The 13290-nt window shown below is 72.5% G+C and carries 14 protein-coding genes; 4 read left to right on the forward strand and 10 right to left on the reverse strand.

Translation table 11 applies throughout. From position 1 onward, the window contains the following. Positions 1-23: 23 nt before the first annotated feature. Entirely contained in the window at positions 24-215 is a 192-nt protein-coding gene (locus tag AB0F29_RS23510; RefSeq protein WP_361875091.1) for a hypothetical protein, read from the reverse strand. Between the two features lie 7 nt (positions 216-222). Continuing rightward, positions 223-1155, reverse strand: a complete 933-nt coding sequence (locus AB0F29_RS23515) for an SDR family oxidoreductase (protein WP_361875094.1) — start codon at positions 1153-1155, stop codon at positions 223-225. Between the two features lie 84 nt (positions 1156-1239). Here AB0F29_RS23515 and AB0F29_RS23520 point away from each other — a divergent pair, with 84 nt between their 5' ends. After that, the gene (locus AB0F29_RS23520; protein ID WP_361875097.1) at positions 1240-2166 is read left to right on the forward strand and encodes a cyclase family protein; all 927 of its coding nucleotides are present in this window, start codon (positions 1240-1242) and stop codon (positions 2164-2166) included. 65 nt (positions 2167-2231) lie between these two features. Here AB0F29_RS23520 and AB0F29_RS23525 read toward each other — a convergent pair whose 3' ends face one another. From AB0F29_RS23525 to AB0F29_RS23540, 4 genes are all read right to left on the reverse strand, one after another. Then, positions 2232-2729 (reverse strand): ATP-binding protein, encoded by a 498-nt coding sequence (locus AB0F29_RS23525; protein WP_361875099.1) that lies wholly within the window; start codon positions 2727-2729, stop codon positions 2232-2234. Positions 2730-3136: 407 nt separating this feature from the next. After that, positions 3137-4132, reverse strand: coding sequence for an acyl-CoA dehydrogenase family protein (locus tag AB0F29_RS23530; protein ID WP_361875102.1), 996 nt, complete (start codon positions 4130-4132; stop codon positions 3137-3139). Between the two features lie 7 nt (positions 4133-4139). After that, the gene (locus AB0F29_RS23535) at positions 4140-5297 is read right to left on the reverse strand and encodes an acyl-CoA dehydrogenase family protein (protein WP_361875105.1); all 1158 of its coding nucleotides are present in this window, start codon (positions 5295-5297) and stop codon (positions 4140-4142) included. Positions 5298-5309: 12 nt separating this feature from the next. After that, positions 5310-6509, reverse strand: a complete 1200-nt coding sequence (locus AB0F29_RS23540) for an amidohydrolase family protein (RefSeq protein WP_361875108.1) — start codon at positions 6507-6509, stop codon at positions 5310-5312. 198 nt (positions 6510-6707) lie between these two features. On the opposite strand from AB0F29_RS23540, the gene AB0F29_RS23545 reads away from it, so the two are divergent. Beyond that, the gene (locus AB0F29_RS23545; protein ID WP_361875111.1) at positions 6708-8279 is read left to right on the forward strand and encodes an AMP-binding protein; all 1572 of its coding nucleotides are present in this window, start codon (positions 6708-6710) and stop codon (positions 8277-8279) included. Between the two features lie 141 nt (positions 8280-8420). Here the strand turns inward: AB0F29_RS23545 and AB0F29_RS23550 are convergent, their stop codons facing one another. Continuing rightward, positions 8421-8942, reverse strand: coding sequence for an EF-hand domain-containing protein (locus AB0F29_RS23550; RefSeq protein WP_361875113.1), 522 nt, complete (start codon positions 8940-8942; stop codon positions 8421-8423). Positions 8943-9026: 84 nt separating this feature from the next. Continuing rightward, on the reverse strand, positions 9027-9401 hold the full coding sequence (locus AB0F29_RS23555; protein WP_217229063.1) for an STAS domain-containing protein: 375 nt from the start codon (positions 9399-9401) through the stop codon (positions 9027-9029). Between the two features lie 376 nt (positions 9402-9777). Here AB0F29_RS23555 and AB0F29_RS23560 point away from each other — a divergent pair, with 376 nt between their 5' ends. Both AB0F29_RS23560 and AB0F29_RS23565 read left to right on the forward strand, forming a co-directional pair. Continuing rightward, positions 9778-10371: a sigma-70 family RNA polymerase sigma factor gene (locus AB0F29_RS23560; protein ID WP_361875116.1), complete on the forward strand. Its 594-nt coding sequence runs from the start codon at positions 9778-9780 to the stop codon at positions 10369-10371. Then, entirely contained in the window at positions 10368-11819 is a 1452-nt protein-coding gene (locus tag AB0F29_RS23565) for a zf-HC2 domain-containing protein (protein ID WP_361875119.1), read from the forward strand. Before AB0F29_RS23560 ends, AB0F29_RS23565 begins: the two co-directional genes overlap by 4 nt. A 53-nt stretch (positions 11820-11872) precedes the next feature. Here the strand turns inward: AB0F29_RS23565 and purU are convergent, their stop codons facing one another. Together purU and AB0F29_RS23575 are read right to left on the reverse strand one after the other, a co-directional pair. Continuing rightward, entirely contained in the window at positions 11873-12769 is an 897-nt protein-coding gene (gene purU / locus AB0F29_RS23570) for a formyltetrahydrofolate deformylase (protein WP_228923042.1), read from the reverse strand. 28 nt (positions 12770-12797) lie between these two features. Continuing rightward, entirely contained in the window at positions 12798-13244 is a 447-nt protein-coding gene (locus AB0F29_RS23575; protein WP_361875755.1) for a hypothetical protein, read from the reverse strand. Positions 13245-13290: the final 46 nt, after the last annotated feature.

Genomic DNA, 13290 nt, shown 5'->3' on the forward strand with positions numbered 1-13290 from the left:
GCCGACCGGCCGACGGAGAACCCTCACTTCTGACGCCCCCGCCACCGCTCCTCGCCACGTACCAGCGGCAGCCGGGCGCACTCGAACGTGTCGCCCCGGGTCCGGGGCAGCGCCCCGAGGGCTCCGCCCCCGGACCCCCGCTCCTCAATCGCCGGAGAGGCTGGATGGCTCGGCACCCGCTCCTCGAACGCCGAGGAGGCCGGATGGCTCGGCACCCGCTCCTCAATCGCCGGAGGGGCTGGAGATGTTCGGCCGGTCGCCCGACCTGGCCGCCGCCGCCATCTCCTCCAGCCGCGCCAGCATCGGCATCGGGTCCACCCCCACCGTCCCCGGCAGGAAGTCCGCGATCCTCTCCGGGGTCCAGGGCCCCTCCCCGTACGCCGCCCGCAACTCCCTCGGCTGGGCCCAGACCGCGATCTTCGGGCCCGCGACCGTGTACACCTGCCCGGTGATCCGCTCGGCCCGCGCCCGCTCGCTGAGCAGGTAGACCACCAGGGCCGCCACGTCCTCCGGCTCCCCGATCTCCTTCAGCTCCATCGGCACCCCGGCCGACATCCGGGTCCGGGCGACGGGCGCGACCGCGTTCGCCGTGACCCCGTACTTGTGCAGGCCCAGCGCCGCGCTGCGCACCAGCGAGATGATCCCGCCCTTCGCCGCGCTGTAGTTGGCCTGGGAGACGCTGCCCTGGTGGTTGCCGCTGGTGAAGCCGATCAGCGTGCCCCCGCCCCCCTGCTTCCGCATCACCGCCGAGGCGGCCCGGAAGACCGTGAACGTGCCCTTGAGGTGCGTGGCGAGGACCGGGTCCCACTCCTCCTCGGACATGTTGAACAGCATCCGCTCACGGAGGATCCCGGCCACGCAGACCACCCCGTCGAGCCGGCCGTACTCCGCCAGCGCGGTGTCCACGATCCGCTGCCCGCCCGCCATCGTGGAGATGTCGTCGGCGACCGCGACCGCCTCGCCGCCCGCCGCCTCGATCTCCTTGACGACGGACCGGGCGATCTCGCTGGTCGGTTCGGAACCCTCGACGGAGACTCCGTAGTCGTTGACGACGACCCGCGCCCCCTCCCCCGCCGCGGCGAGCGCGACCGCCCGCCCGATGCCCCGGCCGGCCCCTGTCACGGCGACCACCCTGCCTGCCAAGAAGTTCCCCATGCCCGGCCCCTTCCCGCGGTTTCTGACGGACCGTTAGATTTTACGGGCAGTCAGATGCTCCGGCACAAGACCCAGGAGGTCCCCATGTCCCTGCCGGCCGAGTTCCACGAGATCGCGAAGCGCGTGAACAACTGGGGCCGCTGGGGCGGGGCCGACGAGATCGGGACGCTCAACCTGATCACCGACGCCGTCGTGCGCGAGGCCGTCGCCACCGCCCGCACCGGCCGCCGGATACCGCTCGCGCTGCCGCTCCGGCAGGACGGGGTGCAGAGCGGACTCATCCCGGGCCGGATCAATCCGCTGCACACGATGGTCCAGATCAACCAGGAGATCTTCGGCCCCGGCACGGTCGCCACCAGCGACGACGCCGTCACGATGGGGCTCCAGGCTTCGACCCACTGGGACGCCCTGACCCATGTCGCGCACAGCGGGAAGATCTACAACGGCCGCCCGGCGGACACGATCACCGCCCACGGCGGGGCCCGGTTCGCCTCGATCGCCACCGTGGAGCACCTCGTCTCGCGCGGGGTGCTGCTGGACGTGGCCCGGGCCCGGGGGGTGGACCGGCTGCCCGGCGACCACGCCGTGACCCCGGACGACCTGACCGCGGCGGAGGACTTCGGGGGCGTACGCGTACGGGCCGGGGACATCGTGCTCGTACGGACCGGGCAGGTGCGCCTCGCGCTGGGCGGGGACCGGCAGGCGTACGGCTATCCGTCGCCGGGGCTCTCGGTGCGCACGCCCGAGTGGTTCCACGCCCGGGATGTCGCGGCCGTCGCCAACGACACCCTGACCTTCGAGATCTTCCCGCCGGAGATCGAGGACCTCTGGATGCCGGTGCACGCGCTGCACCTGGTCGAGATGGGCATGCTCCAGGGCCAGAACTGGAACCTGGAGGCGCTGTCCGAGGCCTGCGCGGAGGAGGGCCGGCACGCCTTCCTTCTCACCGCGACACCGGAACCGTTCGCCGGGGCCACCGGCTCGCCGGTCGCCCCGGTCGCGATCCTGTGAACGGCCTCCGCGCAAGGGAAGGGGAGGAGGCCGTGGAGAGGTGGTGGAAAGCGAGGGAACCGGTCTCAGGCCAGGTTGGTGAAGAGGCAGGACGGCGGTTCGCACGGCTCGCCGCCCTGGCCGACGCCCGAGGGCGCCTCCGGGAGCCGCACCGGACCGCTCCGGTCGACCTCGCACCAGATCTGCTTCCCGGCGCCCTCCGGCAGCCAGCCCCAGCGGTCCGCGAGGCCGTCCACCAGCTCCAGGCCCCGGCCGCCGGTGTCGTCGCCCTCCGCGTGCCGCTGGAGCGGCGGGCGGTCACTGGCGTCCGCGACCTCGACCCGGACGGTCCCGGCCGCGCCGGACGCCCCGGACCCGCCGAAGAGCATCCGCAGCACCGCGGGACAGCCCGTGTGGACGACGGCGTTGGTGACCAGCTCCGAGATCAGCAGGATGAGCGTCTCGGCGAGAGGCTCGTCATCCCCTATCCCGGAACCGACCAGACGCGACCGCGCCCACCTACGGGCCCGCCCCACTTCCGCGGGATCCGGACCGACCTCCAGCTGAACCTGAAGCACCTGCACCGCTCACACCATCCGAACCGGCGGACACATCGCCTCGCGCCTCCTCAGGGTCACGGAACGTGATTCCCTTACGCGACAGCATGGTTGACGTACAGTCACCGCAACAAGCGCTTCGGGCATATTCCAGCGCGAAGGAGTACGCGTGGTGCATACTGTGCGACGCTCGCCGCGGGGAGTCGAACAGGAGCGCGCAGAGACCGCGAGAAACGCTCTTCGGGCAGGCCCGGCACATCTCCGACGAGAGCCCTCGCCCCGGACCGGGGCCGCCGCACAGGCCGCCCCCGGATCGCCCGGTTCCAGAACCACTCGCATTCCACGGAGCGTACCCGAGCCGGACACCGACTCCACCCGGTGACGAAGCACGCAAAGGACACAAGCCGGTACCGGCGCCGCACGGCTGCGCTGCGTCACCCTCCGCCCCCTGCTTTCGGGGTTCCTCCGCCGGACGCCGCCGAGCTGCCGGAACGCGGCCGCGCGGCCCCCAGGCCGGCGGCCAGGAGCTCCTCCGCCGCGGCCCCGCCGAGCCGGGCCGCGGCCCGGAGCCAGGCCCGTTTCAGGTGGAGGTGAACATCTGCCTCCCAGGTGAAGCCCATTCCGCCATGGATCTGGAGGCAGTCGCGCGCGTTGCGTACGGCCGCGTCGTCGGCGAGCAGTTTGGCCGCCGCGATCTCCACCGGGTCGCCCGTCACGGCGGCCGCGTACACGGCGGCGCGGGCGGGTTCGGTGCGGGCGAGCATGTCGGCGCAGAGATGTTTGACCGCTTGGAACGATCCGATGGGCGATCCGAACTGCTGTCGGTCCCCGGCGTGTTGAACGGCTGTCTCGGTGGTACGGGTAGCGCTGCCGAGTTGTTCGGCAGCAGTGAGAAGCGCCCCCTCGTAGTGGAGTGCGCCGGAGTACGCCTCCGCGGCCGCCGTACGCCCTGCCACCCGGTGCAGCGGTGTGAGCGGGTCCACCGACCGTACGGGCCGGGCGGCGGCGACGAAGGCGTGCAGCGGCTCCCCGACGAGGGCGTCGGCGCCCACCAGCACCGCGTCCGCCTCCGCCAGGTGGGCCACCGGCAGGACCCCGTCCACGGCCGTCACCACCGCCTCGCCCTCGGCGGCCCCCTTCACCAGGCCCGCCGCCAGGTGGGTGGCGACGAGCGGGCCCGGCAGCAGCGCCCGGCCCGCCTCCTCGAAGAGCAGCACCGCCTCGGGCAGCCCGAGGCCCACCCCGCCCGCCTCCTCCGGCAGCCGGAGCGCGAAGAAGCCGGCCGCGCCCAGCTCCCGCCAGAGCGAACGGTCCAGGGTCCCGCCCCGCTCCACCGCCGCCCGCAGCCGGTCCCGGTCGAACACCGCGTCGAGCAGGTCGCGCATACCGGACCGCAGGGCCCGCTGGTCGTCCGAGAGCTGGAAGTGCACGGTGGCCTCAGCGCCCCTTCGGCAGGCCGAGGATGCGCTCGGCGACGATGTTCCGCTGGATCTGGGAGGTGCCCGCGGCGATCGTGTACGAGAGGGAGGAGAGCCGGTCCAGCACCCATTCCTGGTCCAGGTCGAACGCGTCGCCGGCCCCCAGCACCTCCGCCGCCGCCTCGTACAGTTCCTGGCGGGCCCCGGAGTAGCGCAGCTTGAAGACGGAGCCGCCGGCGCCGGGGACTCCTCCCGTGCGCTCCGACTCCGCCACGTTCCACTGCGTGAGCCGCCACAGGGCCCGGAACTCGGCGTTGAGCCTGCCGAGGCGCCGGCGCAGCACCGCGTCGTCCCACCGCCCGTTGCGCCGGGCCTCGTCGGCGAGGGCGTCCAGGGTGCGGCGGCAGGCGACGACCTCGCCGACGAAGGCCGTGCCGCGTTCGAAGGAGAGGGTGACCATGGTGACCCGCCAGCCGTCGTTCTCCGCGCCCACGCGACAGGAGGCCGGCACCCGGACCTCGTCGAGGAACATCTCCGCGAACTCCGTGGACCCGGCCAGGGTGCGCAGCGGCCGGACCGTGATGCCGGGGGCGTCCATCGGCATCGCGAGCCAGCTGATCCCGCGGTGCTTCGGCGCGTCCGGGTCGGTGCGCACCAGCAGCTCGCACCAGTCGGCGACCTCGGCGTGCGAGGTCCAGATCTTGGCTCCGCTGACCACGTAGGCGTCGCCGTCGCGCACGGCGCGGGTGCGCAGGGCGGCCAGGTCGGAGCCCGCGTCCGGCTCGCTGAACCCCTGGCACCAGATCTCGTCGCCGCGCAGCACGGGGGGCAGCCAGCGGGCCCGCTGCTCGGCCGTGCCCTCGGCGGCGATCGTCGGTCCGGCGTGCAGCAGCCCGACGAAGTTCGCCCCGACGTAGGGGGCGCCGGCCTTCTCCGTCTCCTCCAGGTAGATCAGGTGCTGGGTCGGGGTGGCGCCCCGCCCGCCCGCGTCCACCGGCCAGTGCAGGCCCGCGTACCCGGCGTCGTACAGCATGCGCTGCCAGGTGGTGTCGTACGCCCGGCGCGCGGGCCAGTCGTCGGGCGAGGGCTTCGGGGGCAGGCCGGGGAGGGCGCCGACCAGCCACTCCCGCAGCCGCCGCCGGAACTCCTCCTCGGCCTCCGTGTACGCGAGATCCACCGCCGTCCCCGCCTACTTGTCCAGGTCCAGGCCGAGCATCCGGATCGCGTTTCCGCGCATCAGTTTGTGGACGGTCTCCTCGTCCAGTCCCTTGACGTGGTCGAGGGCGACCTCCTTGGTGTGCGGGAAGGTCGAGTCCACGTGCGGGTAGTCGGTCTCGAAGGTGGCGTTGTCGCGGCCGACGACGTCCAGCGACGCGATGCCGTGCTTGTCGCGGAAGAAGCAGCAGAACATCTGCCGGTAGTAGTACGTGGACGGCGGCTCGGGGATCAGATCGCGCACCCCGCCCCAGGCCCGGTGCTCCTCCCAGACGTCGTCGGCGCGCTCCAGGGCGTACGGGATCCACCCCATCTGGCCCTCGCTGTACGCCAGTTTCAGCGTCGGGAACTTCACCAGGACCCCGCTGAAGAGGAAGTCCATCATCGAGGCCATCGCGTTGTTGAAGGAGAGCGAGGCCTGCACGGCGGGGGGCGCGTCCGGGGAGGCTGCGGGCATCTGGGAGCTGGAGCCGATGTGCATGTTGACGACGGTGCCGGTCTCCTGGCAGACGGCGAAGAACGGGTCCCAGTAGCCGGTGTGGATGGACGGCAGTCCGAGGTGGGTCGGGATCTCGGAGAAGGTGACCGCGCGGACGCCCCGGGCCGCGTTCCGCCGGATCTCCGCGACGGCGAGGCCGATGTCCCAGAGCGGGATGATGCAGAGCGGGATCAGCCGGCCGCCGCTGTCGCCGCACCACTCCTCGACCATCCAGTCGTTGTAGGCGCGCACGCAGGCGAGGGCGACCTCCTTGTCGTGCGCCTCGGCGAAGGTCTGCCCGCAGAAGCGCGGGAAGGTCGGGAAGCAGAGCGAGGCCTCGACGTGGTTGAGGTCCATGTCCTTGAGGCGTTCGGCCGGGTCCCAGCAGCCGGGCCGCATCTCGGCGCGGGTGATGCCCTCCAGGGTCATGTCGTCGCGGTCGAAGCCGACGGCGGCGATGTTCCGCTTGTACGGGAACTTCAGGTCCTCGTAGATCCACCAGTCGGTGGGCGGCCCGTCCGGGTCCATCGTGATGACGTACTTCCCGCCCGTGTAGGCCAGCTCCCCGATGCCCGCGGTGAGCGGCTGCGGCCCGCGCTCGCGGTACTTCGCGGGCAGCCAGGTGGAGAAGAGGTGCGCGGGCTCGATCACATGGTCGTCGACGCTGACGATCCGAGGCAGTTCCGTATCCGTCATGGTGTCGTCCCTCCGGCACGCCCGGCGCGCCCGGCGCGGTCCCGGGTGCGGGCGGTCTCCGATAGTTTGCCGAACTTTCTGATGACCCGTCAGATTTGGTCGCAGCACTCAGGCTAGCCCCGCACCCCTGGACCGACAAGGCGCGGAGCCCTACGCTCTCCGCATTATCTGACTGCCCGTCAGCTCGGAGGGACCGCTGTGACCGCCGTGAACGACGTGACCGCATCCGCCCACGCCCTGGGCGCCTCCCGCACCTTCTGGGAGCTGATCGAACGCCGCGCCGCCCTCACCCCCGGCCACCCCGTCCTGCTCCAGGAGGACCGGCGCCTGACCTTCGGCGAGCTGAGGGACCGCGCCGAGCGGGTCGCCGCCGGGCTGTACGGGATGGGCGTACGGGCGGGCAGCGTGGTGGCCTGGCAGCTGCCGACCCGGCTGGAGACGGCGCTGCTCTCCTTCGCCCTGACCCGGCTCGGGGCCGTACAGACGCCGGTCATCCCGTTCTACCGGGACCGCGAGGTGCGGTTCGCACTGCGCGCGTCGGGGGCCGCGTTCTTCGCCGTGCCCGGCGTGTGGCGCGGCTTCGACCACACGGCGATGGCCGAGCGGATCGCCGGGGAACTCGACCGTCCGCCGCAGGTCTTCGAGGCGTACGACACCCTCCCCGACGGCGACCCGGCGGTCCTGCCGCCCCCGCCCGCTCCCTCGTCGGGCGAGGAGGTCCGGTGGATCTACTGGACCTCCGGCACCACCTCCGACCCCAAGGGCGTCCTGCACACCGACCGCTCCCTGATCGCGGGCGGCTCCTGTCTCGCCCACGCCCTGAAGCTCTCCGCCGACGACGTGGGCTCGATGGCGTTCCCGTACGCCCATGTCGCCGGGCCCGACTACACGGTGATGCTGCTCCTGTACGGGTTCCCCGCGGTGATGTTCGAGCAGTTCGCGCTGCCGGACGCGCTGGCGGAGTACCGGCGGCACGGGGTGACGGTGGCCGGCGGCTCGACCGCCTTCTACGCGATGTTCCTGGCCGAACAGCGCAAGGCCCCCGACCGGCCGCTCATCCCGACCCTCCGTCTGCTGGCGGGTGGCGGAGCGCCGAAGCCGCCGGAGGTCTACCACGCGGTGGTGCGGGAGATGGGGGTCCAGCTCACCCACGGCTACGGCATGACCGAGGTTCCGATGATCACCATGGGCGCCCCGGACGACACGGCGGAGAACCTGGCCCTGACCGAGGGGCGGCCCCCGGAGGGCATGGAGATCCGGATCGCCGGCGAGCACGGCGAGCCGCTCCCGTACGGCGCCGAGGGCGAGGTGCGGCTGCGCGGGGAGGCGGTCTGCCGGGGCTATCTGGACGCCGGGGCCTCCGCCGCGGCCTTCGACGCCGAGGGCTTCCTGATCACCGGGGACCTGGGGCGGCTCCGGGAGAGCGGGCACCTCACGCTCACCGGCCGGCTGAAGGACATCATCATCCGCAAGGGCGAGAACATCTCCGCCAAGGAGATCGAGGACCTGCTCCACACCCACCCCGCCGTCGCCGACGCGGCCGTCATCGGGCTGCCCGACCCGGAGCGCGGCGAACGCGTCTGCGCGGTGGTCGAACAGCCGCCGGGCGCACCGCCCCTGACCCTGGCCGCGCTCGCCGTCCACCTGCGGGAGGCGGGCCTGTCCGTCCACAAGGTGCCCGAGCAGTTGGAGGTGCTGGACGCGCTGCCGCGCAACGAGACGCTGCGCAAGGTGCTCAAGTACCGGCTGCGGGAACGGTTCGCCGGGTGAGGGGGGGTGAGGCGGGCCGAGCCGAGGGCCGCAGGCGTCGCGGGAGCGGGAGGCGCTACGGCAGCGAAGCGGGAGGCGTTACGGGAACGGCCCGGGAGGCGTTACGGGAACGGCGCGCCGTCCCCGTAACGCCCGGAATCGCTACGCGTCCGGCTCGATCACCGTGAAGTACACGGCGAACGCCGCCACCACATCGCTCTCCGCGATCATCCCGTCCCGGTCCGTGTCCAGGCTCTGGGCGGCGATGCCCGCGATCTCGGCGCTGGCCCCGAGGACCCGGAGCGCCCGCTCCACGTCCGCCACCGACGCCCTGTTGTCGTTCCCGCCGTCCGCGACCGCGATGGTCGCCCGTAGGAACGGCCGGGCGATCTCGGCGAACCGCCCGGGGTTGTCCCGGAGCCGCTTCACCGCCCCGCCCACGAACTCCTCACGGGTGACCCGCTGGTCCCCGTCCACATCGGCGATCCCGGCCATGCCCTGCCAGAAGGCCTCGGCACCGGTGTAGAGCGCCTGCCCCTTGTCGCAGCGGGCCGTCGTACCGAACTCGGTGAGCAGACGGGCCGCCGCGGCGTTGAAATCGGCGCGATCGATATAGCCGTTACCGTCCTGGTCGAAGGCTGCGAAGCGGTGCGCGATCTTTCGCTCGTACTCTGCGCTGTCCATGCGGGGAGCGTACGACGCCCGGGACGCTCACGTGTCACCGAGCAGCGCCTCCCGTGTGACAACCTCGCATCGGAAGGAGCCGCTTCAGGCGCTCAGCGGCCTGCACTCCTCGTCGGTGGCGGACCGCGTGTCCGGGTAGACGTCGAACAGCCGGCGCACCCCGAGCGCCCCGAGCACCTTGTTGACATGCGAACCGTCCTCCGCGCCCCGGGCCGGGAGGATCAGCCGCAGCCGGCCGCCGCAGGACTTCATCAGCCGGCGCGAGGCGATCAGCACTCCGACGCCGCTGGAGTCGCAGAAGAACACCTCGGACAGATCGAGCACCACATCGTGCTGCCCTTCCGCCACCGCCTCGTGGACGGACTGGCGCACGACGGGTGAGGTCACCAGGTCAAGTTCGCCGCTCATGCGCAGCACGGTCCAGGAGCCCTGCTCCGCCTCGTCCACCTTCAGCGTCACGCGACTGGACCTCTCGTTCCGGGGCTCCCGGCAATCCGGAAGTTTCCGTTCCTCCTCGCGGCTGCCCCACCGCACCCCCATGAAACACCGACGCGCCGACCGACGCCCAGGAGGTTTCCGGTGGAAAGGAGCGCTTCGGGCCGTTTCCGCTGCTCAGAGGGGACAGCAGGGGGCCGGCGAGCGGACAGCGGGCGGACAGCGAGGCATCCGGGCCGAAAATCGACTACCGTCGTCGGCCACGCGCCGCGGTAAGAGAGCGGTAGGAGAGTTGCCGCAAAGGCGCGTGCACCGCCCGCCCGGCGGACTACATTCGGTCCTCACGGGCACAGGGTGGGTCACGGAGTCGGGTGGGACAGGGCCGGGGGCTGGGGGGTTCATGGCAAAGGAGACAGCACCCCGCTGGGACCGCAGGATGCAGCAGAGGCTGGCCTGCGGTGAGGCGGCGGCGCTCGGCGAGCTCTACGACCGGTTCGCGGCCCTCGTCCACAGCCAGGCGCACCGGATGCTCGACGACGAGGACGCCGCCGGCCTGGTGACCCGCGAGGTCTTCGCCCAGGTCTGGGAGAACCCCGAGGCGTACGACCCGAAGCAGGGCTCGATGCGCTCCTGGGTGGCCCGCCTCACCCACCGCCAGTCCGTCCAGCGGCTGCGCCGCTCGGCGGTCTCCTCGTACGTGACGGAGCACGGCGAGGGCGCGGCGCCCGACCCGGAGGAGCTGGAGCGGCGGGTGCGCAGCGCCACGGCCGCCGCCCGCGCCGACTACATCGTCTCCTCGATGCCCGCGCCCCTGCGGCAGGCCCTGGAGTTGGCGTACATCCATCGCCGGGACTACCGGCAGACCGCCGCCGACCTCGGGGTGACCGAGGACGAGGCGCGACGCCGGCTCCGGCTGGGGCTCCAACTGCTCTCCACGGCGAACGCCCGCCCGCTCGAAGGGGCCTCGCCACCCGGTTACGGACGGGGCCGGTGAGCGGCGACGGACGCGAGAGCGGAGGAGGCGAGGAGGAGGTACGCGGCGCCCGCCGGATACCGGGCCCGCGCGGGGCGGCGGACGACCTCGACCTGGAGTCCGTACCGCGGTCTCCCCTGCCACCGCCCGGATCGACGGCCCCGGACGAGGCCGTGCCGGAGCAGTCCGCACCGGAGCCGCCCGGGCCGGATTCGTCCGGACCGGAGCCGTCCGAACCGGAGCCGTCCGAACCGGAAGAGGCCGAACCGGAAGAGGCCCTCCCGGAACTGGCCGGATGGGAACAGGCCCTCCCGGAGCCGCTCATGACCTCCGCTTCCGCCTCCGCCTCTGCCTCCGCCTCGGGCATCGACCTCCCCCACCGGGTCCTCAAGGCCCTCCTCGGCGCCTGGGCGCTGTCCGCCTGTTCGGCCGAGGAGACCGCCGCCGTGGAGGACCACCTCACCGCGTGCGCCCCGTGCGCGGACGAGGCGCTGCGGCTGCGGGACGCGGTGGGGCTGCTGCACACCGACGGCTCCCTGGATCTCGATCCGACGCTCCGGTCCCGGGTGATGGACGGCTGCCTGGGCCGCCGGCCGGCCCGGATCCCGGTGCCGGAGTACGCCGCCCCGTACGACGCCGAGACCGCCCGGCTCGACGCGCTGCTCCGCGACATCGGGGACTCGGAGTGGCACGCGCCGGTGCGCCTGCGGTGGTTCGAGGAGGAGCGCGAGGTCAGCCGCAGGACCACGGTCGCCGGGGTGATCGGCCATCTGACGGCGGTCGACGGGCTGCTGTCCGCCGCGCTCGGCCTCGACGACCCGCTCGGCGGCGGCGAGGCGCCGCTGGACCCCACCGAGCGCACCGAGAGGCACTGGTCGGCGGCGCACCGGCCGCCCACCCGGGCCGTCCGCGAACCCTGGCGGGCCCAGAGCCACGACCTGATCCGCACGGCGTCCTTCGCCGGGCGGAACGTCGCCGAGACCTCCGTCTCCTACGGGGCCTTCGCCCTGCCGCTCCAGGACGCGCTGCTGGACCGCGCCTTCGAGTGCTGGGTGCACGGCGGGGACATCGCCGACGCCGTCGACTACCCGTACGAGGCCCCGTCGGCGGCCCATCTGCACCGGATGATCGACCTGGCGGCCCGGCTGCTTCCGGCCGCCATGGCGGGGCGCCGCCGCGCCGGACTGGCCGGACCCGCGAAGGACCTCGTCACGGCCGGCGCGCCGGGCCGCTCGGTCCATCTGGAGATCGAGGGCCACGGCGGGGGCGACTGGTACATCGCGCTGGACTCGCCGGCCGCCCTCGGCTCGCCCGAACGCACGGTGGCGCAGGTGGCCCTGGACGGGGTCGAGTTCTGCCGGCTCGCCGCGGGCCACATCTCGCCGGTGGAAGCGGCGGCGGGCCAGGAGGGCGACCGCGAGGCCATCCGCGACGTACTGTTCGCGACGGCCTCGCTCAGCCGGCTGTAGTCCTCCAGCCGACTGTAGGTCCCGCCGAACGGCGCCGGATCACGGGACAGCCCTTACGCGAAGATCACCGTACGGCGGCCGTTGAGCAGGATGCGCCGCTCCGCGTGCCACTTCACCGCGCGCGCCAGCGCCTGGCACTCCACGTCCCGGCCGATGGCGACCAGCTGGTCCGGTGTCACGCCGTGGCCGACGCGCTCGACCTCCTGCTCGATGATCGGGCCCTCGTCGAGGTCGGCGGTGACGTAGTGCGCCGTCGCGCCGATCAGCTTCACCCCGCGCGCGTGCGCCTGGTGGTAGGGCTTGGCGCCCTTGAAGCTCGGCAGGAACGAGTGGTGGATGTTGATGATCCGGCCGCTCAGCTGCTTGCACAGGTCGTCGGAGAGGACCTGCATGTAGCGGGCCAGGACGACCAGCTCGACGTCCTCCTCGCGGACCAGCTCCAGCAGTCGCGCCTCGGCCTCCGCCTTGTTGTCCTTCGTCACCGGAAGGTGCCGGAAGGGGATGCCGTACGAGGCGACGAGCTCGGCGAAGTCCGTGTGGTTGGAGACGACGGCCGCGATCTCCACCGGCAGCGCCCCGGTGCGGGAGCGGAACAGCAGGTCGTTGAGGCAGTGGCCGAACCTGCTGACCATCAGCACGATCCGCATGCGCTCGGCGGGCCGGTGGATCTGCCACTCCATGCGGAAAGCCTCCCCGATCGCTGCGAAGCTGGCGCGGAGCTTGTCCACCGTCACGGTGGCGTCGGCCGAGAAGTGGACGCGCATGAAGAACAGACCCGTGTCGTGGTCCCCGAACTGCTGACTGTCCTCGATGTTGCAGCCGGTCATGAAGAGGTAGCTCGACACGGCGTGCACGATGCCCTGTTTGTCGGGGCAGGAGAGCGTGAGGACGTACTGCTCGGTCGCGGCGGCGTCCGAGGCGGCGGAGGGGGCGGGCTGCGGCGCGGTCATCCTCGTAGGGTGCCACACCCTCCGTGTCTCAGACGGTCCTGGTCATGATGCGGATGACGTCCAGCGAGCGGGGCGGTATGTCCGGATCCTCCGCGTCGTTGGTGGCGAGCATCACATGGGCCTCGCGGGCCGCGTGGACGGCCTCGGGCCAGCCGTGGTGCTCCAGATAGGCGGAGACGGGGGCGTCCGCTCCGACCTGGTGCATGATCCGCAGCACCCGCAGGGCGGCGGCGTCCACGGCGGCGGCCTCGGCGGAGTCCCTGAATATGGTGCCGACGTACTTCTCGGCGGACCAGTTGTCGAGCCAGGTGTCCTCGACCAGGCGGTACACGGCGTCGGTGACGTCCCCGTACCCTTCCCGGCCGGCGAGCCAGCACTCGTGGTGGAAGACGGGGTCGGCGAGCATGTGCAGCGCCGAGCGCACGTTGGTGCGCCAGCGCCACCACGGCATGTCAGTGAGCGGCATGCCGCCCATGGTGGAGGAGCGACGGCCGCGACGGGAAGAGTTCTCCGAACCTTGC

Source organism: Streptomyces sp. NPDC026589, assembly GCF_040638385.1.
Classification (GTDB): domain Bacteria; phylum Actinomycetota; class Actinomycetes; order Streptomycetales; family Streptomycetaceae; genus Streptomyces.